General features: G+C 74.4%; 21 protein-coding genes. 8 read left to right on the top strand and 13 right to left on the bottom strand.

The genetic code is table 11. The features are described from left to right. Positions 1 to 7: 7 nt before the first annotated feature. Complete coding sequence (locus ACFWXO_RS18485; protein WP_380524904.1) at positions 8 to 1,249, bottom strand: ADP-ribosylglycohydrolase family protein; 1,242 nt, start codon at positions 1,247 to 1,249, stop codon at positions 8 to 10. Positions 1,250 to 1,357: 108 nt separating this feature from the next. On the opposite strand from ACFWXO_RS18485, the gene ACFWXO_RS18480 reads away from it, so the two are divergent. Further along, entirely contained in the window at positions 1,358 to 2,353 is a 996-nt protein-coding gene (locus tag ACFWXO_RS18480) for a hypothetical protein (protein WP_380524903.1), read from the top strand. Between the two features lie 13 nt (positions 2,354 to 2,366). On the opposite strand, the gene ACFWXO_RS18475 is transcribed toward ACFWXO_RS18480, so the two are convergent. The 8 genes from ACFWXO_RS18475 to ACFWXO_RS18440 all read right to left on the bottom strand — a co-directional run bounded on the left by ACFWXO_RS18475 (position 2,367) and on the right by ACFWXO_RS18440 (position 11,050). Continuing rightward, positions 2,367 to 2,678 (bottom strand): transcriptional regulator, encoded by a 312-nt coding sequence (locus tag ACFWXO_RS18475; RefSeq protein WP_375892526.1) that lies wholly within the window; start codon positions 2,676 to 2,678, stop codon positions 2,367 to 2,369. Further along, a complete protein-coding gene (locus tag ACFWXO_RS18470; RefSeq protein WP_380524902.1) occupies positions 2,678 to 3,154 on the bottom strand; it encodes a hypothetical protein in 477 nt (158 codons plus the stop codon). The genes ACFWXO_RS18475 and ACFWXO_RS18470 overlap by 1 nt, the downstream gene beginning before the upstream one ends. Before the next feature lie 79 nt (positions 3,155 to 3,233). Continuing rightward, positions 3,234 to 3,746 (bottom strand): ribonuclease, encoded by a 513-nt coding sequence (locus ACFWXO_RS18465; RefSeq protein ID WP_375892523.1) that lies wholly within the window; start codon positions 3,744 to 3,746, stop codon positions 3,234 to 3,236. A gap of 143 nt (positions 3,747 to 3,889) precedes the next feature. After that, positions 3,890 to 6,598: a pyruvate, phosphate dikinase gene (ppdK, locus tag ACFWXO_RS18460; protein WP_375892521.1), complete on the bottom strand. Its 2,709-nt coding sequence runs from the start codon at positions 6,596 to 6,598 to the stop codon at positions 3,890 to 3,892. Between the two features lie 564 nt (positions 6,599 to 7,162). After that, positions 7,163 to 8,350 (bottom strand): tRNA dihydrouridine synthase DusB, encoded by a 1,188-nt coding sequence (dusB, locus tag ACFWXO_RS18455; protein WP_375892519.1) that lies wholly within the window; start codon positions 8,348 to 8,350, stop codon positions 7,163 to 7,165. 68 nt (positions 8,351 to 8,418) lie between these two features. After that, complete coding sequence (locus ACFWXO_RS18450; RefSeq protein WP_380524901.1) at positions 8,419 to 9,201, bottom strand: DUF4097 family beta strand repeat-containing protein; 783 nt, start codon at positions 9,199 to 9,201, stop codon at positions 8,419 to 8,421. Then, on the bottom strand, positions 9,198 to 9,842 hold the full coding sequence (locus ACFWXO_RS18445; RefSeq protein ID WP_380524900.1) for a response regulator: 645 nt from the start codon (positions 9,840 to 9,842) through the stop codon (positions 9,198 to 9,200). The genes ACFWXO_RS18450 and ACFWXO_RS18445 overlap by 4 nt, the downstream gene beginning before the upstream one ends. Further along, the gene (locus ACFWXO_RS18440; RefSeq protein ID WP_380524899.1) at positions 9,830 to 11,050 is read right to left on the bottom strand and encodes a histidine kinase; all 1,221 of its coding nucleotides are present in this window, start codon (positions 11,048 to 11,050) and stop codon (positions 9,830 to 9,832) included. The genes ACFWXO_RS18445 and ACFWXO_RS18440 overlap by 13 nt, the downstream gene beginning before the upstream one ends. Positions 11,051 to 11,185: 135 nt before the next feature. On the opposite strand from ACFWXO_RS18440, the gene ACFWXO_RS18435 reads away from it, so the two are divergent. Both ACFWXO_RS18435 and ACFWXO_RS18430 read left to right on the top strand, forming a co-directional pair. Beyond that, positions 11,186 to 11,710, top strand: a complete 525-nt coding sequence (locus tag ACFWXO_RS18435; protein ID WP_375892512.1) for a hypothetical protein — start codon at positions 11,186 to 11,188, stop codon at positions 11,708 to 11,710. Next, on the top strand, positions 11,707 to 12,129 hold the full coding sequence (locus ACFWXO_RS18430; RefSeq protein WP_380524898.1) for a hypothetical protein: 423 nt from the start codon (positions 11,707 to 11,709) through the stop codon (positions 12,127 to 12,129). The genes ACFWXO_RS18435 and ACFWXO_RS18430 overlap by 4 nt, the downstream gene beginning before the upstream one ends. A gap of 10 nt (positions 12,130 to 12,139) precedes the next feature. Here ACFWXO_RS18430 and ACFWXO_RS18425 read toward each other — a convergent pair whose 3' ends face one another. After that, the gene (locus ACFWXO_RS18425) at positions 12,140 to 13,018 is read right to left on the bottom strand and encodes a helix-turn-helix transcriptional regulator (RefSeq protein ID WP_375892555.1); all 879 of its coding nucleotides are present in this window, start codon (positions 13,016 to 13,018) and stop codon (positions 12,140 to 12,142) included. A gap of 111 nt (positions 13,019 to 13,129) precedes the next feature. Between ACFWXO_RS18425 and ACFWXO_RS18420 the strand changes: the two genes are divergently transcribed. Next, positions 13,130 to 14,605: an MFS transporter gene (locus ACFWXO_RS18420; RefSeq protein WP_380524897.1), complete on the top strand. Its 1,476-nt coding sequence runs from the start codon at positions 13,130 to 13,132 to the stop codon at positions 14,603 to 14,605. Positions 14,606 to 14,701: 96 nt separating this feature from the next. Here the strand turns inward: ACFWXO_RS18420 and ACFWXO_RS18415 are convergent, their stop codons facing one another. Continuing rightward, positions 14,702 to 15,064 (bottom strand): MerR family transcriptional regulator, encoded by a 363-nt coding sequence (locus ACFWXO_RS18415; RefSeq protein WP_380524896.1) that lies wholly within the window; start codon positions 15,062 to 15,064, stop codon positions 14,702 to 14,704. Positions 15,065 to 15,140: 76 nt separating this feature from the next. Between ACFWXO_RS18415 and ACFWXO_RS18410 the strand changes: the two genes are divergently transcribed. Next, positions 15,141 to 16,424: an MFS transporter gene (locus tag ACFWXO_RS18410; protein WP_380524895.1), complete on the top strand. Its 1,284-nt coding sequence runs from the start codon at positions 15,141 to 15,143 to the stop codon at positions 16,422 to 16,424. A 311-nt stretch (positions 16,425 to 16,735) separates the two neighbouring features. On the opposite strand, the gene ACFWXO_RS18405 is transcribed toward ACFWXO_RS18410, so the two are convergent. Next, positions 16,736 to 17,344: an alpha/beta hydrolase gene (locus ACFWXO_RS18405; RefSeq protein ID WP_380524894.1), complete on the bottom strand. Its 609-nt coding sequence runs from the start codon at positions 17,342 to 17,344 to the stop codon at positions 16,736 to 16,738. Between the two features lie 38 nt (positions 17,345 to 17,382). Next, positions 17,383 to 18,579, bottom strand: coding sequence for an MFS transporter (locus tag ACFWXO_RS18400; RefSeq protein ID WP_380524893.1), 1,197 nt, complete (start codon positions 18,577 to 18,579; stop codon positions 17,383 to 17,385). Between the two features lie 175 nt (positions 18,580 to 18,754). Here ACFWXO_RS18400 and ACFWXO_RS18395 point away from each other — a divergent pair, with 175 nt between their 5' ends. The 3 genes from ACFWXO_RS18395 (at position 18,755) to ACFWXO_RS18385 (ending at position 20,975) form a co-directional block, all read left to right on the top strand. Beyond that, positions 18,755 to 18,988 carry a hypothetical protein gene (locus ACFWXO_RS18395; RefSeq protein WP_375892498.1) on the top strand — a complete coding sequence of 78 codons (234 nt, stop codon included), beginning with the start codon at positions 18,755 to 18,757 and terminating at the stop codon, positions 18,986 to 18,988. Positions 18,989 to 19,101: 113 nt separating this feature from the next. Then, on the top strand, positions 19,102 to 19,941 hold the full coding sequence (locus ACFWXO_RS18390) for a DUF3626 domain-containing protein (RefSeq protein ID WP_380524892.1): 840 nt from the start codon (positions 19,102 to 19,104) through the stop codon (positions 19,939 to 19,941). A gap of 137 nt (positions 19,942 to 20,078) precedes the next feature. Then, positions 20,079 to 20,975, top strand: a complete 897-nt coding sequence (locus ACFWXO_RS18385; RefSeq protein WP_380524891.1) for a transcriptional regulator — start codon at positions 20,079 to 20,081, stop codon at positions 20,973 to 20,975. Positions 20,976 to 20,984 lie beyond the last annotated feature (9 nt).

The following is a 20,984-nucleotide window of genomic DNA, read 5'->3' as shown; positions in this document are numbered from 1 at the left end:
CGGGGGTTCAGCCCTCGGCCACCATGCGCAGGAGGCCTTCGGGTACCCGGGGCTCGCCCCGGTAGTGCCCGGGGTGCGCCTCGACCAGCGCGGACACCGGCCGCCAGCCGCCGCCCCTGACCGGGGCCACCCGCACCCGCCAGATCTCGAAGCCGGTCCAGCTGCGGTGCAGGTGCAGGACGCCCTCGGCGGTGTGGAACATCCACCGTCCGTCGACGTCCCCGGTGATCCGCCCCGACCTCACCGCCTGCCACTGCTCCTCGGTCCAGACGAGGTCCGGCACCGGACAGGGCCGGGGCAGTCGCAGCGGCTTGAGATGCGAGGCGTCCGCGGAAGCCGCCCGAACGCTGCCCGGCTCGGGGAACGCCCAGCCGGGCAGCGGTTCGCGGGCGGCCAGCCAGGCGGCCGGGATGCCGTGGGTGCCGGTGTGAGCGGCCACCACTCCCCCGGTGATCGCGGCCACGGTGTCCATGTCGCCGCCGGCCGCGATCGCCTCCCACACGGCGGCCCGGTAGTCGGTGAGGTGGCGGGCCGCGCACCACAGGGCGTACGGGACGGTGTCGGCGGCCGAGGTCCGGCTGCCGTTGCCGAGCAGTCGGGCAACGGCCCGAGCATCCGGTTCGGCGAGCAGTCGGACGGCCTCGGCGAGCGCGTCGCGCAGGACGCCGTACGGGGTGAGCTCGACCACCGCCTCCAGGAAGGCCTCCGGCGCCATCGGCCCGGTCCGCGCCCGCACCGCGTACGCGGCGGCCACCGCGACCGCGATCGTGCCGTCCACCGCCTGGGAGTGGGTGTGGGTGATCACCGCGGTGTCGGCGGCGGGCCGGACCACGGCGGCGGGGTCGTCCGCGTACGCCGCCCCCAGCGGGGCGACCCGCATCGCGGCGCCGTTGCCGTACGAGCCCTGGCCGTCGAAGAGTTCGGCGGCCAGGGCCCCGGCGTCGCCGCCCTCGCGAACCAGCCGGAGCAGCCGGTTGGCGGCCGGGCCGTAGCCGCGGTCGAAGTCGTGGCGGCGGGCGAAGGCGTGGGTGAGGTCGAAGGTGTCGATCGCGCCGCGTTCGCGCTGGGCGGCGTACACCGAGCAGGCCATCTCGGTGTCGTCGGTCCACGGCCAGGGGCCGGGCGGTTCGGTGCGGGAGGCGAAGTGGGCCCGGGCGGTTTCCGGGACGAAGAACTGGGCGCCGAGGGCGTCACCGACGGAGAGGCCGTTGAGCGCGTCCAGCGCGGGGCCGTTGGGTTCGGTCATCATGTGCCTCCAGCACAGCGGATCGGCCTCCGATTCGTCAACATCGTTACCGGAACGCCCCTGACGAGGGATGTTTCGCATACCTCCGATCCGGGCGGGCAGCACCGGGGTATGACCCGCGCGCATCCGCTCGACCCCGTCGCCCTGCTCGGCGCCGACCAGCAGCACATCGCCACCCGGGCGCAGCTGCGCCGGCTCGGCGTGCCCTCCGGCACGATCGCCCACCGGCTGCGGCCGGGCGGGCCCTGGCAGCAGGTGCTGCCGCGGGTGATCTGCCTGCAGAACGGGAGGTTGACGAGCCATCAGAAGCTCCGGGCGGCCCTGGCGTACGCGAGTCCGAAGGGGCGGCAGGAGCAGCCCGGCGAGGTGCTGCTGACCGGGTTCGCGGTACTGGCGGAGGCCGGGCTGCCGAGCGCCGGGCACCCGGCCGACCTGACCGAGGTCGACGTCCTGATCCCCGGCCAACGCCGGGTCAGGGAGCGGGAGTTCGTCCGGATCCACCGGTCGTCCGGGGTGATGCCGGGCGGCTTCGAGCGGGACGACGGGCTGTGGAGCGCCCCGGTCGCGCGGGCGCTGGCGGATCTGGCGCCGAGGGAGACCGGGCAGCGCCGGTTCCGGGCGCTGTGCGCCGAGGCGGTGCAGCGGCGGCACTGCGAACTCGGCGAGCTGCTGGACCAGTTGCTCGCCCGGCCGGGGGCGCTGGCGCTGCCGCAGGTGGCCCGGGTGGTGGAGGACCTCACCACCGGGGTGCGCTCGGTGGTGGAGGGCGAGGCGCGCGAGCTGCTCGCCCACGCGGGGCTGCCGGAGCCGTTGTGGAATCCGGTGCTGTTCCTGGACGGCCGCTTCCTGGCCGTGCCGGACGCCTACTGGCCGCACGCCTGCGTGGCGCTGGAGATCGACTCCCGCGCCTACCACCTGCGCCCGGCCGACCACGAACGCGGGCTGGCCCGCGCCAACCGGCTGGCCGGCGCCGGCCTGCCGGTGGTGCGCACCACCCCGGTCCAGCTCCGCCGCGATCCGGCGCCGGTGCTGCACGAGCTGACCGCCCTGGTCACCACCGGCCCGCACGGCCCGCACGGCCGGGTCAGCTGGCGGCGGGCCCGGTGAACCCGGCGGTGCCTCAGGCGTGTCGGGCGCCGGCCGCCTCGGCGGCGGCGACCAGCCGCTGGAGCTCGGCGAGGTGGGCGGCGAGGGCGGCGCGACCGGCGGCGGTGGCGGCGAGCCAGGTGCGCGGGCGCTTGCCGACGTACCCCTTCTTCACCGTGAGGTAGCCGGCCTCCTCCAGGGCGGTGGCGGCCTTGCTGAGGACGGAGTCGGAGACCTCGCAGTGGTCCCGGACGGCGCCGAACTCGGCCTCGCGGCAGGCGCCGAGGAAGGCGAGCACGGTCAGCCGGGTGGCGTGCTGGAGCAGCGGGTCGAGGGCGGCGGGCATCAGCCGGCCTCCTGGGAGCGCCGGACCCGGCGGTTGAGCCGGTCGGTGCCCACCCAGAAGGTCAGGCCCGCCGCGAGCCCGGCGGCCCCGCCGATCCAGCGCGGGCCGCCGCCGGCCTGCCAGGCGAGCAGCATCCCGGCCGCCGACGCGGCGCAGACCGCGAGGACCGCGAGGGCGACCGGGCCGCCGATGCCGTCCGGCACGCCCCGGCGGACGATGCCGTCGCTGCGCACGGCGACCCGGGCGAGGACGCCGGTCAGGGCGGCGAAGCCGCCCGCGAGCACGGCGATCATCACGAACTGCCCGGTCTCGACGGCCTGGCCGATCCCCAGGCCGTAGGCGGCGAACGCGAAGGCGAAGGCCGGCCCGTACCAGCGGGGCACCTCGCCCGGCCGCCGGGCGGCCGCGCCGGCCCGGTCGGCCAGGCGCAGCGCCTCGGCGGCGGACAGCGGCGGGGTGGGAACGGAGTCACTCATGCTTCCCCCTCGGAAGTGACGGTGGCTCCACTGTGCCATCGTCTTTCCGAGTTGGAAAGTACTTTCCGGGAATCGCCGCTCAGCAGCGCGGGTCGATCTCCTGGAAGGTCGCGTAGTGGTCGGCGGACCAGTACTGCTCGCCCGCGCCGCCGGTGACGACCCGTCGGGTGCCGCGGTCGTTGGAGCCCGGGGTGACCACGGTGAACTCGTGGTAGTAGCCGTTGCCCTTCTTCGGCAGCCGGCTCTCGCGGTTCTCGAAGACGATGCCGTCCCGGTTGTACGGGTAGGGGCCGCCCTTGGCGATCAGGCCGATGGTGTCCTGGGCCTGGCTGGGGAGCTTGGTGCGGCAGACGTCGGCCAGCGCCGGGTCGGCGGGCACCCAGGTGCCGGCCGCGGAGGGGGCGCCGCCGGCCGGCGGGGACGGCTTGGGCGCCGAGGGCTTGGGGGCCGTGGCGCCCGTGGTGGTGGTGGCGCTCGCGGCGGCCTTGGGGTGGCTGCTGCCGCCCTTGCCGGCGAGCAGGTAGCCGACTCCGGCGAGCACGGCCAGGATCAGGACGGCCACGACGACGAGCGGGCTCTTGCTTCTGGTCATGCGGTCCAGCTTGGCAGGCGGCAGCGTCCGGGCGGCCGTGTCACGTACGCCGGTTCTCCTGCGCCGAGCTCCGGTGTACGCCCTCCCGACGGGAGGGTGAGCGGTCAGTCGTACCCGCGCGTGAGTAGGGGATGCCTACCCTCTCAGCGCGAGTCGCTGCCCGCCGTCTCGATGGCGGCGCGGCCTGCCTCCAGGCGCGCCACCGGGATCCGGAAGGGGGAGCAGGAGACGTAGTCCAGCCCCACCTCGTGGAAGAAGTGCACCGACTCCGGGTCGCCGCCGTGCTCGCCGCAGACGCCGAGCTTGAGGTCGGGGCGGGTGGCCCGGCCGGCCTCGACGGCGTGCTTGACCAGCGAGCCGACGCCGTCCCGGTCGATGGTCTCGAACGGGGAGACCCCGAAGATGCCCTTCTCCAGGTAGGCGGTGAAGAAGGAGGCCTCCACGTCGTCCCGGGAGAAGCCCCAGACCGTCTGGGTGAGGTCGTTGGTGCCGAAGGAGAAGAACTCGGCGGCCTCGGCGATCTGACCGGCGGTCACCGCGGCGCGCGGCAGCTCGATCATGGTGCCGAGCTTGATGTCCAGCGGGACGCCGGTGGACTGGACGACCTCGGCGAGCACCCGCTCGCACTCGTCGCGGACCAGCTCCAGCTCCTGGACGGTGCCGACCAGCGGGATCATCACCTCGGGGCGCGGGTCCCCACCGGCCAGCCTGCGCTCGGCGGCGGCCTCGGCGATGGCCCGGACCTGCATGCCGAACAGGCCGGGGATGACCAGGCCGAGGCGGACGCCGCGCAGGCCGAGCATCGGGTTCTGCTCGTGCAGCTTGTGCACCGCCTGGAGCAGGCGCAGGTCGTTCTCGTTCGGGTCCTTGCGGGCCTCGGCGAGGGCGACGCGCACCGACAGCTCGGTGATGTCCGGCAGGAACTCGTGCAGCGGCGGGTCGAGCAGGCGCACGGTGACGGGCAGCCCGTCCATCGCCTGGAAGAGCTCCAGGAAGTCGCCCTTCTGCAGCGGCAGCAGGGTGGAGAGGGCGAGCTCGCGGTCCTTGTCGTTGTCCGCGAGGATCAGGTGCTCGACCTCCTTGCGGCGCTCCTCACCGAGGAACATGTGCTCGGTGCGGCACAGGCCGATGCCCTGGGCGCCGTAGCGGCGGGCGCGCCCGCCGTCCTCGGCGTTGTCGGCGTTGGCCCGCACGGCGAGCCGGCGGCGGCCGTCGGCGTGCGACATCAGCCGGTGGACGGCCTGGACCAGTCCGCCCTGGACGTCGGCGCCGGCGTGCAGGGTGCCCTCGAAGTACTCGACCACCGGGGACGGCAGGACGGGTACCTCGCCGAGGTAGACCTTGCCGCTGGCGCCGTCGATCGAGACCACGTCGCCCTCGTGCACCACCAGGCCGTCGGCGGTGGTGAACTTGCGGGCCTTGGTGTCGACCTCCAGCTCCTCGGCGCCGCAGACGCAGGTCTTGCCCATGCCGCGGGCGACGACGGCGGCGTGCGAGGTCTTGCCGCCGCGCGAGGTGAGGATGCCCTCGGCGGCGATCATGCCGTCCAGGTCGTCCGGGTTGGTCTCGCGGCGGACCAGGATGACCTTCTCGCCGGAGCGGGACCACTTGACGGCGGTGTACGAGTCGAAGACGACCTTGCCGATCGCGGCGCCGGGCGAGGCCGCCAGGCCCCAGCCGATCTGCTTGGACTCGCCGGTCGGGGCGAAGCGCGGGAACATCAGCTGGGCCAGCTGGCCGCCGGTGACCCGCATCAGGGCCTCGTCCAGGTCGATCAGGCCCTGGTCGACCAGCTGGACGGCGATCCGGAAGGCGGCCGCGGCGGTGCGCTTGCCGACCCGGGTCTGGAGCATCCAGAGCTTGCCGCGCTCGATGGTGAACTCGATGTCGCAGAGGTCGCGGTAGTGGTTCTCGAGCTTCTGCATGATCGCCATCAGCTCGTCGTACGACTTCTTGTCGAGCTTCTCCAGCTCGGACAGCTGCAGCGTGTTGCGGATGCCGGCGACGACGTCCTCGCCCTGGGCGTTGGACAGGTAGTCGCCGTAGACGCCCTGGGCGCCGGTGGAGGGGTCGCGGGTGAAGGCGACGCCGGTGCCGGAGTCCTCGCCGAGGTTGCCGAAGACCATGCTGCAGACGTTGACCGCGGTGCCCAGGTCGTTCGGGATGCGCTCCTGGCGGCGGTACAGCCGGGCGCGGTCGCCGTTCCAGGAGTGGAAGACGGCGTGGACGGCGAGGTCCATCTGCTCGCGCGGGTCCTGCGGGAAGGCCCGGCCGGTCTCGCGCTCGACGATGCCCTTGAACACCTCGACCAGTTCCCGGAGGTCGGAAGCGTCCAGGTCCAGGTCGTTGACGGTGCCCTTGGCGTGCTTGGCCTCGTCCAGGGCCTCCTCGAACAGCTCGCCCTCGACGCCCAGCACGGTCTTGCCGAACATCTGGACCAGGCGGCGGTAGGAGTCCCAGGCGAAGCGCTCGTTGCCGGACTGGGCGACCAGGCCGACCACCGAGGCGTCGGAGAGGCCGATGTTCAGGACCGTGTCCATCATGCCGGGCATGGAGAACTTGGCACCGGAACGGACGGAGACCAGCAGCGGGTTGTCGGCCTGGCCGAGCTTCTTGCCCATCTCCTGTTCGAGGGCGTCCAGGTGGGCGCTGATCTCCTCGTGCAGGGAGGACGGCTCGCTACCGGTCTCCAGGAAGACCTTGCAGGCCTCGGTGGTGATGGTGAACCCCGGAGGGACGGGGAGCCCCAGATTGGTCATCTCGGCCAGGTTCGCGCCCTTGCCGCCAAGAAGATCCTTGAGGTCCTTGTTTCCTTCGGTGAAGGAGTAAACAAACTTCTGCTGGGACGGCACGGGTCGGTCTCCTCGTACGCGGTTGCCCTGACGCCGGAGAACATACCCATTTCGAAGGCACTTCTCTGCCCTGAATAGGCCACACGAGGCCGGTACCGAGTGGTAACCCGCTAGATCGAATGCACATAAAGGCGTTCACCTCTGTTGGTGAAATCGTCCCCCTGACGCGAGCCAGCATTCAAGTCTTGAAGGCGGGGAAACAGGAAGATCGCCCGATTCGGACGCTGGGTAGCGACCGCGGGTCGGTCGCGTTGCCCCGGCTTGATTTCCTGCACCCGGATCGGCCGATCGGCGTCGAACCGGCTTCGGGAAGCGTTCCACGCTCGACCTGTCCATTCCGTCCACTGACCGACCGTCACCCGCTCCGGCGTGTGGCAAGCGTCACCAGCCCGTCTCACGGCTCGAACGTAGGACGCCTGCGCCAATCGTCGCACTGCGTCCAGAAACGTGCCCGTTCCGTGACATCAGCACGCCGAAAAGGAGCCCTCCTGTCCAGAATGGACAAGAGGGCTGGGACCGGGTGGCCAGCGGCCCCGAGGGGTCGAATTCGACGGATCGGCTAGATCATCCGCCGGAGGTGTCCGATTCGGCGTCCTCGCCCGGTCGGGCGCAGTCGTACGGATCGTCCAACCAGCCCTCCGGCAGGACCACCCGGCCGTTGCCGCTGGTGCGCCCGCGCGGGCCGTCCGCGCCGATCGGCCAGGTCTGGGTCTGCTCCACCTGGGCGAGGGTCCCGGCCAGTTCGGCCAGCGAGGAGGAGTTCGCCAGCCGCACCCGCAGCTCGGAGCCGACCGAGAAGCCCTTGGTGTACCAGGCGACGTGCTTGCGGAAGTCGACCACACCGCGCGCCTCGTCCCCCAGCCACTCGCCGAGCAGCTGGGCGTGGCGCACCATCGCCCGGGCCACGTAGCCGAAGTCGGGGCGGGCGTGGTCGACGTCGCCCTCGAAGATCGAGACCAGGTCCTTGAACAGCCACGGGCGGCCCAGGCAGCCGCGGCCCACCACCACGCCGTCGCAGCCGGTCTCCCGCATCATCCGCAGCGCGTCCTCGGCGGACCAGATGTCCCCGTTGCCCAGCACCGGGACGTGCGCCGGGACGGACTCGCGCAGCCGGGCGATCGCCGACCAGTCGGCCGTCCCGCCGTAGTGCTGGGCGGCGGTGCGCCCGTGCAGGGCGATCGCGGCCACGCCCTCCTCGGCACCGATCCGGCCGGCGTCCAGGAAGGTCAGGTGGTCGTCGTCGATGCCCTTGCGCATCTTCATGGTCACCGGCAGGTCCCCGGCGTTGGCGACGGCCTCGCGCAGGATCTCGCGCAGCAGGTTGCGCTTGTACGGCAGCGCCGAGCCGCCGCCCTTGCGGGTCACCTTGGGGACGGGGCAGCCGAAGTTGAGGTCGATGTGGTCGGCCAGGCCCTCGTCCGAGATCATCCGGGCCGCCTTGCCGACGGTCACCGGGTCCACCCCGTACAGCTGGATCGAACGCGGCTTCTCGCTCGGGTCGAACTTGATCAGCTGCATGGTCTTGGCGTTGCGCTCGACCAGCGCCCGGGTGGTGATCATCTCCGACACGTACAGGCCCTTGCCGCCGCTCTGCTCGCGGCACAGGGTGCGGAACGGCGCGTTGGTGATGCCGGCCATCGGCGCCAGCACGACGGGCGGCCACACCCGGATCGGGCCGATGTCCAGCGGCGCGAACCCGGTCGCGGTCGCGGTCGCCGACTCGGGCGCGGTGGGTGCGGGCGTGACTGTCATGCGCGGCTGACCTCTGGGCGAAGGGGACGGGACTCTCCATTGTCCCCCACCCGGGTGAGCCGCCCCGCCTACTCCGGATCCTGGCGGTACCCGATGTCCAGGGAGCCCGAGCCGACGTCGGCCTCCAGGCTCCTGCCGCTGGCGGCGTCGCCCAGGGCCGGATCGATGGAGCTGCTGCCCGAACCCGTCCCGCCGTTGATCCGGTAGCGGCTGTCCTTCGGCACCCGCACGGTCACCGAGCCGGAGCCGGTGCTCACCTTGACGTCCTGCGGCGCCGACCGGAAGGTCAGGTCCACCGACCCGGAGGTGCTGGACACCTCCGCCCGCGCCGAGGAGAGGTCCCTGCCCTGGGTCATCCCGGAGGTGGTGCGGGCGCGGACCGGGCCGGACAGCCCGTGCAGGAGGATCGAGCCGGAGGTCCCGTCCAGCCGGACGGCGCCGCTGAGGTCCGACACCTCGACCGCCCCCGAGGTCACCGTGCCGGCGACCTCCGTCCCCGCGGGCACCTCCAGCTCGATCGAGGCGCCGCAGTTGTAGAAGGGCAGCGAACGCCGGCACTCCACGCCGACGGTCATCGTGTCGCCGACCACATCGGCGCGCACCCGGGGCTCGGAGACCGTCCAGTCGAGGTTCTTGCGCACCACCACCCGGCCCTCCACCCCCGGCCTGATCCGCACGGAGGCGCTGCTCGTGGCCAGCTGCAGCTTGTGGACGGCGGTGACGAAGGTCTGCTGCTCGGTCCGCGACTGCCGGGCCACCAGGGCCAGGGTCTGCGCCCCGCCCATGACCACCACGAACACCACGGTGAGCACGCCGGTGATCCGCCACGCCTTGGTGGACCGCGCGCTCACGTGATCTCCAGGAAGCGCAGCACCGCCATCACCCGGCGGTGGCTGTCGTCGGCCGGCGGGAGGTCCAGCTTGGTGAAGATCGAGTTGATGTGCTTGGCCACCGCGCTGTCGCTGACCACCAGGGCGCCCGCGATCGCCGCGTTGGAACGGCCCTCCGCCATCAGCGAGAGCACGTCCCGCTCGCGCGGGGTCAGCTTCTCCAACGGGTCCCGGTGGCGGCGCACCAGCAGCTGGGCCACCACCTCCGGGTCCAGCGCGGTGCCGCCCTCGGCGACCCGCTGGAGCGCGTCCACGAAGTCGTCCACATTGGCCACCCGCTGCTTGAGCAGGTAGCCGACGCCGCTGGTGTTGGTCGACAGCAGATCCGCGGCGTACCGCTCCTCCACGTACTGGGAGAGCAGCAGCACGGCGGTGTCCGGCCACTGCTGCCGGATCACCATCGCCGCCTTGACGCCCTCGTCGGTGAAGCCCGGGGGCATCCGGACGTCCGCGACCACCACGCCCGGGCGGTGCTCCTCGACGGCGGCCAGCAGTTCGACGGCGTCCCCGACGGCGGCCACCACCTCGAAGCCCACCGCCTCCAGGACCTTGACCAGGCCGACCCTCAGCAGGACCGAGTCCTCGGCGATCACAGCACGCACGGCAACTCCACGGTGATGGTGGTGGGGCCCCCGAGGGGGCTGAGAACGGACAGCGTCCCGTCGACCGAGGCGGCGCGCTGGCGCAGACCGGTGAGCCCGGTGCCGCGCGAGGCGTCCGCGCCGCCCACGCCGTCGTCGCTGACGACCAGGCGCAGCCGGCCGCCGATCGTCCGCACCGAGACGTCGGCCCGCTCGGCCCGGGCGTGCTTGGCCACGTTGGTGAGCGCCTCGGAGACGGTGAAGTAGGCGACCGCCTCGACGGTCGGGGCGATCCGCTCGGACAGCTCGACGTCCAGCCGCACCGGCAGCGGGGCCCGGGCGGCGACGCCGGACAGCGCCGCGTCCAGCCCGCGGTCCTCCAGGACCGCCGGGTGCAGGCCGCGGACCAGGTCGCGCAGCTCGTCGATGGCCGCCTGCGCCTCCTCGTGCGCCGCGACGATCACCTGCATGGCGTCGGGCGGGCAGTCCTTGAGGGTGCGCCGGGCCAGGCCCAGGTTCATCGCGAGGGAGGTGAGGCGCTGCTGGGCGCCGTCGTGCAGGTCCCGCTCGATCCGGCGGCGCTCGGCGTCCACCGCGTCCACCAGGCCGGCCCGGGACTCGGCGATCTCCTCGACCCGCTGCTCCAGCTGCTCCGCCCGGTTCGGGCCGAGCAGCAGCTGCGCCGCCCGGACCTCCAGCCGGGCGGCCAGCGCCGTCGCCCAGGGCGCCGCTGCCAGCAGCAGCACCCCGAACACCGTGAGCGCCGCGTCCAGACCGGCCAGCTCACCGCGCAGCCCCGCCTCGGGCGGCAGCAGCCACACCCAGGCGTACAGGGTGGTCAGCACCAGGGCGATGCCCCAGAGGTAGACGGCGGCCAGCGCGCAGAGCGCCAGCACCGGGCCGATCAGCAGGTGGTAGCCGACCTGGCGCCAGGTGAGGCCGATCCGCAGCCGGGCCAGCCGCCGGCCCGCGGGCGCGCCGGGCGGCGGCACCTCCACGCCGCGGAGGGCGCGCAGCCGTCCGCGCTGGAGGGCGGTGAGCCAGCGCGAGCAGACCAGCACGGCCCCGAGGACCGGGAAGAGCAGGCTGGACTCGGTCAGCGCCAGCCAGACCGGCACGGCCACGGGTATTCCGGCGGCGATGAAGCGGGCGTCCCGCCAGGTCCCGGCCGACCACGGTGGTCGCCGAAGGCTCCTGACGAGCGCTCGGCGCAACGTGGTGGAGGGCATGCCGGACAGCGTAGGGCCCGGTGATCAACGGCCGCCATGAAGGGGGGTCCCCGCCGGGGGTGTAGCTAGATACACCCCCGATTCGGTGTGGGGCACCACCGACAGGACCCCCCTCGCGACGAGAGGCTTGGGGACATGACGAGCACCGCATCGCACTCCGCCACCCCGCCGCACGGGCGGCCCGTCCCCGGGAACCACGGGGGTGTTCCCGGGGGCGCGCTCCGCCCGGCGCCGGGGCCGGAGGGGACGCTGCCCGCCGGGGCCGGGCCCTGGTCGGTCCGCAGCGTCGGGTCCGGCCGCGGCCGGGCCGCGCTGGAGCTGTACCAGCACGGCGAGCTGGCCGACGTCCTGGTCGCCGCCCGGCTCGCCCCGCGGCTCGTCCGCGGCGCGCGGCGCAGCCCGTCCGCCGGTCGGGGCTCGCACGTGCTCGCCTGGGGGCGGCTGCCCTCCGACGGCCGGGTGCCCTCGGTGGTGTTCACCGGCGGGCGGCGGCTGTTCGGCACCGTCCGGGCGGCGGCGGGCGAAGTGGTCACGGTGGCCGGGCAGTTCTGGCTCGCCCTGGCCGAGGGCCCGTTCGATGCGGTGCTCGTCGGGCACCCGGCGGGCGGGCCCGTCGAGCGGCTCCCCCTGCAGCGCGTGCGGAGCGAGGTCGGCGCATGAGTATCGCCCTCGTCCCCCCGGGCACTCCGGCGTACGTGCTGCCGGAGCGGTTCCAGCGGCTGCCGCGACTGGCCGCCTTCGGGCTGCTGCCCTGGCTGATGGTCCTGGCCGTCAACCACGAGACCCCGTGGGTGGTGCTGGACCTCGCGGAGTTCGCCGCGCTGCTCTCGCTGGACGCGCTGCTGCGCCGGCGCAGCCCCGCCGCCCTGTGGGCGGGCGCGGTGGTGGCGCTGCTGCTCGCCGGGGACGCCCTGGCCGACATCGCCTGCGCCGGGCCGGGGCACGCGGTGCTCGCCGCGCTGGTGATGGCCTGCTGCGTCGAACTGCCGCTGGCGGCGGTGTGCCTGCTGCTCGGGCGCGAGGCGATACCCGGGGCGGCCGGGCGCGGGGTCGGGCGCGGGGTGGCGGTGAGCCGCTAGCTCCGCGCGGCTAGCGCCGTGTCGGCAGCCGGTCCATCAGGAGGCGGGTCTCCTCGTCCAGCGGGGTGTAGCTGATCAGCCGCGTCCCGAGCCGGGGGCCGAGCCAGAAGTTGGTGTACTCGCAGCGCAGCAGGCCCACGCCCGGCACCTGGAAGCGCTTGATCCCGTTGCGTGGCCGCATCACCTCGTGCCGCTGCCACTCCTCCTCGAAGTCCGGCGAGGCCTTGCGCAGCCGGGCCAGCAGCGCCTTCCAGGCGGGCTCGGCGGAGTGGTCGGCCATCGCGGCGCGGAACCGGGCCACCATGCCGAGGCGCTCCGTCCGGTAGTCGATCAGCACGTCGCGGAAGCGGGAGGGGGTGAACGCCAGCCACATCAGGTTCCGCTCCTCCGGGGGCAGCTCCCCGAGGTCGCCGACGATGGCGGTGTACGGCACGTTGTGCGCCAGGATGTCGTAGCGGGAGTTGACCGCGGCGGCCGGGTACGGCGCCAGCTGGTCCAGCACCAGTCGCACGCTCGGCGTCACCGAGGGGCACTCCTTCACCGGCGCCGGATCGTCCGCACCGGCCAGGGTGAACAGGTGCGCCCGCTCGCTCGGGTCCAGCAGCAGCGCCCGCGCCACCGCGTCCAGTACCTGGGCGGACACCTGGATGTCCCGCCCCTGCTCCAACCACGTGTACCAGGTCACCCCCACCGCGGCCAGCTGCGCCACCTCCTCCCGGCGCAGCCCCGGGGTGCGGCGGCGGCCGGTCAGCGGCAGGCCCACCTGCTCGGGCGCGATCCGCTCCCGGCGGCTGCGCAGGAACGCCGCCAGGTCGTGCCGGCGGGCTTCGCCGGGTGTGGCGCGGTGCGGCGCGGCGGTGCCGGGGCGGGCTTGCGCGGCCGGGGTCATCAGGCTCATGCTCCCCAGCATGCGGCACGCCGCAGCCTGTTGCCAGGTACTTCTCATACCTGGATAACCACACTCTGGTACCAGGCTGGGAACCGGCGGATCGTATGACCCGTGACTCAACGACTCGCCGTCGCCCCGGCCCCGCCCAGCACCGCCCGCACCACCGCCCCGAGCACCACCGCCCCGCAGGCCGCCGCCCCGCACACCCCCGCCCTCGGCACCGCCGGGCTGGTCACCGTCCTGCTCGGGGCCTTCCTGCCGATGCTCGACTTCTTCATCGTGAACGTCGCCCTGCCCACCATCGACCAGGACCTGGCCGCCGGACCGGCGGTGCTGGAACTCGTCGCCGCCGGCTACGGCATCGCCTTCGCCGTCCTGCTCGTCCTCGGCGGGCGGCTCGGCGACACCTTCGGCCGCCGCCGGCTCTTCGTCGCCGGGGCCACCGCCTTCGCCGTCACCTCACTGGCCTGCGGCCTCGCCCCCGACGCGTGGTCCCTGGTCGCCGCCCGGGCCGCCCAGGGCGCCTCGGCCGCGCTGCTGATCCCGCAGGTGCTCGGCACCATCACCGCCGCCACCGACGGCGCCCGGCGCGGCCGCGCGCTCAGCGTCTACGGCGCGGTCGGCGGCATCTCCGTGGTGATCGGCCAGGTGCTCGGCGGGATGCTCGTCGCCGCCGACCTGTTCGGCACCGGCTGGCGCTCGGTCTTCCTGCTGAACGTCCCGTTCGCGCTGCTCGCCGTCCTCCTCGCCGTCCGGTACGTGCCGGAGAGCCGGGCCACCCGGGCCGCCGCCGTGGACGTACCCGGCACCTTGCTGCTCACCGCCTCCCTGCTCTCCCTGCTCGTCCCGCTGATGGAGGGCCGCGCGGCCGGCTGGCCGCTCTGGTCCTGGGTGCTGCTCGCCCTGTTCCCGGTGTTCGCCACCGCCTTCGCCCTGGTCGAGAGCCGCGCGGAGCGGCGCGGCGCCACCCCGCTGGTGCCGCCCAGCCTGCTGCGGATCCCCGAGATGCGGCGCGGCCTCGGCATCGCGCTGCCCTACTTCGCCGGCTTCGGCGGCTTCATGTTCGTCATCGCCGTCGCCCTCCAGCAGGGCCTGCGGCTCGGCGTGGTCGCCGCCGGCTGGGCGCTCGTCCCGATGGCCGTCGGCTACTTCACCGCCTCGCTCTCCGGCCCGCGGCTGATCGGCCGCTGGGGCAGCCGGGTGCTCAGCGCCGGTGCCGTCGTCCAGGCCCTCGGCCTCATCACCATCGCGCTGACCGTCCTCGCCGACGCGGACCACTTCTCCCCGCTGCGGATGGCCCCCGGCGTCGCCCTCGCGGGCATCGGGCAGGGCCTGATCGGCACCCCGCTGTTCCGGGTCGTGCTCGCCAAGGTGCCCGCCGCCCGGGCCGGCGTCGGCAGCGGCGTCCTCGCCACCGGCCAGCAGTCCAGCCTCGCCCTCGGCGTGGCCACCCTCGGCACCCTCTACCTGTCCCTCTCCCCCAGCCTCGGCATGGGCCGCGCGCTCGCCCTGTGCCTCGGCGTCCAGCTGCTCGGCTCCTTCACCGTGCTGTACCTGACCACCCGCCTGCCCCGCTCCATCGGCTGAGCCCCGCGGGCCCACGGGCCCGGGCGACGACGAACGGCGCCGCGACCGGTTCCCGCCGGTCGCGGGGCCGTCGCGCTGCCGCGACCGCCCGTACGGTCAGGCGAGTTCCCTGACCACGGACAGGTACTCCCGGATGGCGTCGCGGTTGCGGGTCAGGCAGTGGATGCGGCGGGTCATCCGCTCGGTCTCGGACTCCAGGGTGTCGAGCATCTCCGGGGTGGCGTCCGCGAAGTGGATCTTCCGCGGGGCGTCCAGGCAGGGCAGGATCTGCTTGATGATCCGGGTCGGCAGCCCCGCGTCCAGCAGTCCGCGGATCTGGATCACCCGGTCGACCAGGTACTCGTCGTAGTCCCGGTACCCGTTCGCCTCGCGGCGCGGGAAGATCAGGCCCTGCTTCTCGTAGTAGCGCAGCAGGCGCGGCGAGGTCTCCGTCCGCCGGGCCAGTTCGCCGATCCGCATGTGACCACCCTCACGTCGGGGCCGGGCCGTTCCGGCTGGACCTTGACATCCGTGTCAACGATAGACGATCGGTCACATGCCGACCCACGAACTCCCCTCCCCCTCCTGCCCGATGACGACCCCGGCCACGGCCGGAGGCGCCGCCTCGACCCCCTCGCCCGACCCGGGGCTTCCGCTCGGCCCGGCGAGAGGGGCGCCACCGGCCGGACTGCCCTGGCCGGCGCTGCTCGCCCTGAGCACCGGCGGGTTCATCACCCTGATGACCGAGGCGCTGCCCGCCGGCGTCCTGCCCGCGATGAGCCGGGACCTCGGCGTCAGCCAGTCCGGCGCCGGACAGTCCGTCACCCTCTACGCGATCGGCTCCATCGCGGCCGCCATCCCGCTGACCGCCGCCACCGCCGGCTGGCCGCGCAAGCGGCTGCTGCTCCTCGCCGTCGGCGGCTTCACCGTCGCCAACGCCGTCACCGCGGTCTCCGGCGACTACCCGCTCACCATGGCGGCCCGCTTCGCGGCGGGCCTGGTCGCCGGAATGCTGTGGGCCCTGCTGGCCGGGTACGCCCGCAGCATCGTCGCGCCCGAACAACGCGGACGGGCCATGGCCGTCGCGATGGGCGGCGCCACGGTCGCCCTGTCCGTCGGGGTCCCGGCCGGCACCCTGCTCGCCGGGGCCGCCGGGTGGCGGGTCGCCTTCGGGCTGATGAGCGTCCTCGCGCTCGCCCTCGTCGGCTGGATCGCCGCAGCCGTCCCCCCGGTCCCCGGCCGGGCCGAACACGACCGGCTGCCGCTCCGGCAGGTGGTGCGGATCCCCGGCGTGGCGGCCGTCCTGGCCGTCACGGCGACCTTCGTACTCGCCCACAACGTCCTCTACACCTACGTCGCGGCCCTGCTCGAACCGCTGCACCTCGGCGGACGGACCGACACCGTGCTGCTCGTCCTCGGCCTGGCCTCGCTGGTGAGCATCGCCGCCACCGGAGCCCTGATCGACCGGCACCTGCGCACCCTGACCCTCACCGCCTGCCTCCTCGTCGGCGCCGCGACCCTGACCCTCGCCGGCGCCCTGCTCGGCTCGTCCCCCTGGCCCGTCTACGCCGCCGCCGCGATCTGGGGCCTCGGCTTCGGCGGCGTCGCCACCCTGCTGCAGACCGCCGTCGCCGACGCCGCCGACACGGCCGCCGACCTCGCCCAGTCCCTGCTGGTCACCTGCTGGAACCTCGGCATCGCCGCCGCCGCGTCGGCCGGCGGCCTCCTCCTCGACCACGCCGGACCGCGCTCCCTCCCCTGGTCGGCCCTCGCCCTGCTGGCCCTCGCCCTGGCCGTCACGGCGGCCGCCCGCCGCCACGGGTTCCCGGGCAAGGGGTGACGCCCGTCCGGGTGAACCGGCCGCCCCGGGCCAGAGATCAGGACTGCTCGACCGGGTGGCGGCCGGGGAGTTGATCGGAATCACCCGCGAGGGACGGCTGATCGCCGTACTCACACCGCCGGCCCCGGAGCAGCGGGTGCTGGAGAACCTCGTACGCGACTGCACCAGCGGCCGACTGGATCCCGCCCTCGATCGCCGTCCGACTCCCGTCGGCCACCGAGGCCCTCCACGGGATGCGCGACGAGGAAGGTCGCTGATCGGCCTCGGCTCCTGCCCGCTCCGATCCCCCGGGCCACCGGCGGCGCCCCTGCCTAGGCGGCCGTCCCCCCACCCGGGGGCAGTCCGCCGATGAAGGTGTCCAGGCGGGCGACGGCGGTGCGGAGCAGGTCGATGGATCCGGTCGGGTCGTCCGGGAGTTCGAGGCCGTGGTCGGCGGCGGGGAGTTCCAGGACCTGGTGGCCGGTGGCGTCGGCGACGCTCCGGTCCCACAGCCTGTCGGCGCTGCCGCCGATCAGGAGGGTCGGCGCGGTGACCCGGCCGAGGGCGCGGGCCACGTGGTCGAGGGTGAGCACCGGGGTGAGCCAGGCGGCCGGGAGGGCGCGGTCCGCGGCGAGGCCGGCGGCCAGGGAGCCCAGCGACTTGCCGACCAGCAGGCGGCAGGCACCGCCCTCCGCGTCGACGGCCGCGCCGACCTGCCGCTCGACCCAGGCGATCCGCTGCTCCGTCGTGAACTCGGCGAACGCCTCCGGGATCCGCCACCACAGCTCCTGGACCGTCCAGCCGTGCCGGGCCAGGACCGAGGAGGCGAAGTGCAGCAGTGGACGGGCGGGCGAGTAGCCGACGCCCGGGACGACCAGCGCGACCCGGTCCGGGTCGCCGTCGATGCGGGTGGGGAGGCTCGGTGCGGGGGAGGCGGACATGCCCGCAGGCTACTGCCGTCCGCCCTGGCGGCTGCCGGTCAGGCCCGGCTCCCCTCCGGGAGGACGGCCTGGGGCCGGGTGCCGACCACCGCGAGGGTGCCGGCCACGGCGATCGCGGCGAAGACGGCCAGCGCCCCGGTGACGCCGACCGCACCGGCCAGCGTGCCGCCCAGCAACGCGCCCACCGGCATGACGAGTTGGCCGATCGAGCGGGACAGGCCGAGCACCCGCCCCAACTGCTCCGGCGGGGACAGCTGTTGCTGCAGGGTCACCCAACTGACGCCCCAGACCGTCGCGCAGAAGCCGAACACCGCCTGGTAGACGACCAGCACCGGAAGGGCCGCCCCGAGCGAGGCCAGCGGGATCAGGAACAGGGCGGCCGCGGCCAGCGGGCCGAAGAGCGGGATCACCCTGGTCAGCCCGACCCGCCGGATCACCCGCTTCGCGGTGAGCACCGCCGTCACCGCGGCGATGCTGTAGACGGCCTGGGTCAGACCGAGCTCCCCGGGGCTCAGGTCCACGACCTGGTAGGCGAAGTAGGCGAACAGCCCGGCCAGCCCGGCCCCGCCCAGGTTGAGCGCCGCTGCGGCGACGGCCAGCCGGGCCAGCAGCGGCCGGCCGCGCAGGACGTCGACGCCCTCCCGCAGCGAGGCCGCGACCCCCGGCCGGGCGGCGGCCTGCGGCGGCTCCTCGTCCCGGCGGAGCCGGGGCAGGCTCATGGCGAGGGCGGACAACCCGTAACTGACCGCGTCCGCGACCATCGCGGTGGCCGCCCCGACCGCCTGCACCAGCGCGGCGGCCAGCCCCGGCCCGGCGATCTGGCCGACCGAACGGGCCCCGGCCAGCTTGGCGTTGACCGCCACCAGGCCGTCCTTCGGCACGAAGTCCGCCACCACGGTCGGCACCGCGATGGCGGAGATCCCGCCCAGCGCCCCGGAGACCGCCGCGACCGCGCAGAGGTGGGCCAGCGTCAGCGCACCGGCGGCGTGCGCCAGCGGGACGGTGGCGATCAGCAGCAGCTGGGCGAGGTCCACCGCGACCAGCAGCCGCCGCCGGGAGGCGACCCGGTCCACCAGCACCCCGGCGAACGGGCCGGTCAGCCCCTGCACCCCGTACTCCAGGGCGAACAGCAGCGAGGCCGCCAGCGGCCCGGCGTCCAGCAGCAGGATCGCCAGCGCGGGCAGGGCCAGCGCCGTGACCTGGGTGCCCGCCACGCTGACGCCCTGCGAGAACATCAGGGCCGGTACGGCGTTCCGCGAGGCCCGCGGAGTGACCGACGGACCGGCCGCGGGGGACGTCCTGCGCCATCATCTGCCATGCGCCCCAAGCTACTTCAGCTATGGCGGACGGGCACCCCGGTCCGCGATACTTGGTTCGCACAGTGATCGAGTCCGAAGGAAGGGGGAGCTCATGAGCTTCGTTCTCGCGTTCCTGGCCGCCCTGGCGGCCGTCGTCGTCGGCACCACCCTGTTCCTGGCCCGTCGCGACCGGGCCCACCGACGGTGGGCGGACGGCACGGAGGGCCTGCTGATCGAGCGGCGGCGGACCTCCCAGGCCGCCCGGATCCGCACCACCCACTCCACCTGGGCCACCCACCACGGCAACGGCCTGTTCCCCGACGACCTCCAGACGCACTACGTCTGACGGGGCGACGCCAGGGCGGACGCAGCGGTGCGGCGCCGCGGCGGACGCGGCAGTGCGGCGGCGGACGGAAACCCGGGTGCACCCACCGGCCCGGCCGCGCGACACTACCCCGCATGAGCTCCGACGCCGCCCCGACCCCGCAGGTCCGGGCCCTCGACCACGTGGCCTCGCTCGCCGCCGGCCCGCCGGTCGACCCGGCCCTGCGGGTGACCCTCAATTTCCACCCGGACCGGGTCTCCCGCGGCCGGGCCGTCCTCGACGCCCTGGCCGAGGACGGCGTCTACCTCTCCCAGTTCGCCACCGGCACCAGCAACGGCGGCCTGACCGCCCACCCGGGCGGGGACCGCTGGCGCTGGGAGAGCCGGATCTTCAACGGCGCCTACGACGACGCGGCCCCCGGCGAACGCCCCGTCTACGGTGCCCTCGACCACCGCCGCAATCCCGTCGGCGCCGCACCCCGCTTCGGGTCCGCGCACTTCCGGCTCACCGCCCCCGCCCTGGAGCGCACCACCTTCTGCTACCCGGACAGCTTCCTGGAGCCCACGGACTTCGGCACCGCGGCCCACATGGGGCTCATCCCGCTCGCCCTGGCCGACGACCGGGACGCCCTCGACGACTGCATCGAGGCGCACGTCCACGGCCCGGTCCGGCTGGCCGTGGACGTCGAGGCCCTGGTGCTGGACCCCTGCTACCGGAACACCCCGGTCGAGGACGCCGCCCGCCGCCTCCCCTGCCCGCTGGAGTGGCACCCCGGCTTCCGGCTCACCGTCGAGGAGCTCCGCCGCCACCCCGACTACCGCGGCCGGGAGTTCGTCGACCTCGGCGCCCGGATCGCCGAGGACGGCGCCCTCGACCCCCGGATCATCGGCGCCGCCGCCGCGACCGGCCGCCACGACCCCCAGGACCTCAAGAGGGTGTGGCACTACCTCGCCCGCTTCGGCGCCCCCGCGTAGGGGGGTCGGCGGATCCTCGCGGCCCGGTGCGACAGTCCGGCGCCGCCCTGCTCCGGTGACCCGCGTCGCTCCTCCCGCCGCGGTTACCCTGGGGGCGGCGCCGGAGCCGGGGCGCGATCGAGAACCGAGGTCTCCCCTTGTCCGAGTACCAGGCCGCGCCGCGGACGGTCGTCGAGGCCTGCTTCGACCCGCAGGGCACCGCTTCCCTCGCCTACGTCTACGACCTCGCCGCCGCGGCCGGACTCGCCGACCAGCCGGTCCGGCTGGCGATCCGCCGGCTGGAGGCCGCGGGCGTCCTCCGGCAGGAGGGCCGCGGCCGCAAGGGCCGCCTCCTGCTGACCGACGCGGGCCGGCTCCGCTCCGACACGGACGTCCGCCTCGTCCGCCTCGCCTACGCCCAGGACGCCGGACTCGCCCCCTGGGACGGGCTCTGGCGGCTCCACACCTTCTCCGTACCGGAACAGCGCCGCCCCGAACGCGACGCCCTCCGCACCGCGCTGACCCGCCTCGGCGCCGCCCCGCTCGCCCCCGGCGCCTACCTCAGCCCGCACGACCTGCTGGCCGAACTCGTCGGCGAGACCTCGGAGTCCACCGTCGGCAGCTACCTGGTCACGGCGGAGGCCACCCGGCTGACCGGCCCCGGGTTCACCGACCCGGCCTCCGTCGCGGAGCGCCTGTGGCCCGCGGCCGACACCCTCGCCGCCTACCGGCCGCTCGCCGAGGCGCTCGCCGCGGAACCGGTCGGCACCGACCACGACTCCCCCGAACTGACCGGCACCGACCACGGCTCCACCGAACTCATCGGCACCGAGCACGGCTTCCCCGAACTCGTCGCCTCCGCCCTGGGGTTGGCCGACGCGTTCAGCCGGGCACTGGAGCACGACCCACTGCTGCCGCCCGAACTGCGGCCCGCCCCCTGGCCGCCCGCACGACTGCGCCACGCCTTCCGGGAGCGGTGGGCGGCGATCCGGCGCCAGGCCCCCGACCTGTCCCTCTTCCGCGCCTTCGACCCGCCCGGGGCAGAAAAGGCCTGAGCGCCGGGA

It is taken from the genome of Kitasatospora sp. NPDC059088 (assembly GCF_042738155.1).
Lineage (GTDB): Bacteria > Actinomycetota > Actinomycetes > Streptomycetales > Streptomycetaceae > Kitasatospora.
This window is presented reverse-complemented; position numbering and strand designations above follow the sequence as displayed.

Bases quoted from the DNA above. Each gene is read 5' to 3' on its own strand.
- dusB (WP_375892519.1), bottom strand. From the start codon at position 8,350: ATGACAGTCACGCCCGCACCCACCGCGCCCGAGTCGGCGACCGCGACC.
- ACFWXO_RS18425 (WP_375892555.1), bottom strand. From the start codon at position 13,018: ATGACCCCGGCCGCGCAAGCCCGCCCCGGCACCGCCGCGCCGCACCGC.
- ACFWXO_RS18485 (WP_380524904.1), bottom strand. From the start codon at position 1,249: ATGATGACCGAACCCAACGGCCCCGCGCTGGACGCGCTCAACGGCCTC.
- ACFWXO_RS18415 (WP_380524896.1), bottom strand. From the start codon at position 15,064: ATGCGGATCGGCGAACTGGCCCGGCGGACGGAGACCTCGCCGCGCCTG.
- ACFWXO_RS18440 (WP_380524899.1), bottom strand. From the start codon at position 11,050: ATGCCCTCCACCACGTTGCGCCGAGCGCTCGTCAGGAGCCTTCGGCGA.
- ACFWXO_RS18410 (WP_380524895.1), top strand. From the start codon at position 15,141: ATGCCGACCCACGAACTCCCCTCCCCCTCCTGCCCGATGACGACCCCG.
- ACFWXO_RS18480 (WP_380524903.1), top strand. From the start codon at position 1,358: ATGACCCGCGCGCATCCGCTCGACCCCGTCGCCCTGCTCGGCGCCGAC.
- ACFWXO_RS18395 (WP_375892498.1), top strand. From the start codon at position 18,755: ATGAGCTTCGTTCTCGCGTTCCTGGCCGCCCTGGCGGCCGTCGTCGTC.
- ACFWXO_RS18435 (WP_375892512.1), top strand. From the start codon at position 11,186: ATGACGAGCACCGCATCGCACTCCGCCACCCCGCCGCACGGGCGGCCC.
- ACFWXO_RS18405 (WP_380524894.1), bottom strand. From the start codon at position 17,344: ATGTCCGCCTCCCCCGCACCGAGCCTCCCCACCCGCATCGACGGCGAC.
- ACFWXO_RS18390 (WP_380524892.1), top strand. From the start codon at position 19,102: ATGAGCTCCGACGCCGCCCCGACCCCGCAGGTCCGGGCCCTCGACCAC.
- ACFWXO_RS18400 (WP_380524893.1), bottom strand. From the start codon at position 18,579: ATGTTCTCGCAGGGCGTCAGCGTGGCGGGCACCCAGGTCACGGCGCTG.
- ACFWXO_RS18470 (WP_380524902.1), bottom strand. From the start codon at position 3,154: ATGAGTGACTCCGTTCCCACCCCGCCGCTGTCCGCCGCCGAGGCGCTG.
- ACFWXO_RS18430 (WP_380524898.1), top strand. From the start codon at position 11,707: ATGAGTATCGCCCTCGTCCCCCCGGGCACTCCGGCGTACGTGCTGCCG.
- ACFWXO_RS18465 (WP_375892523.1), bottom strand. From the start codon at position 3,746: ATGACCAGAAGCAAGAGCCCGCTCGTCGTCGTGGCCGTCCTGATCCTG.
- ACFWXO_RS18475 (WP_375892526.1), bottom strand. From the start codon at position 2,678: ATGCCCGCCGCCCTCGACCCGCTGCTCCAGCACGCCACCCGGCTGACC.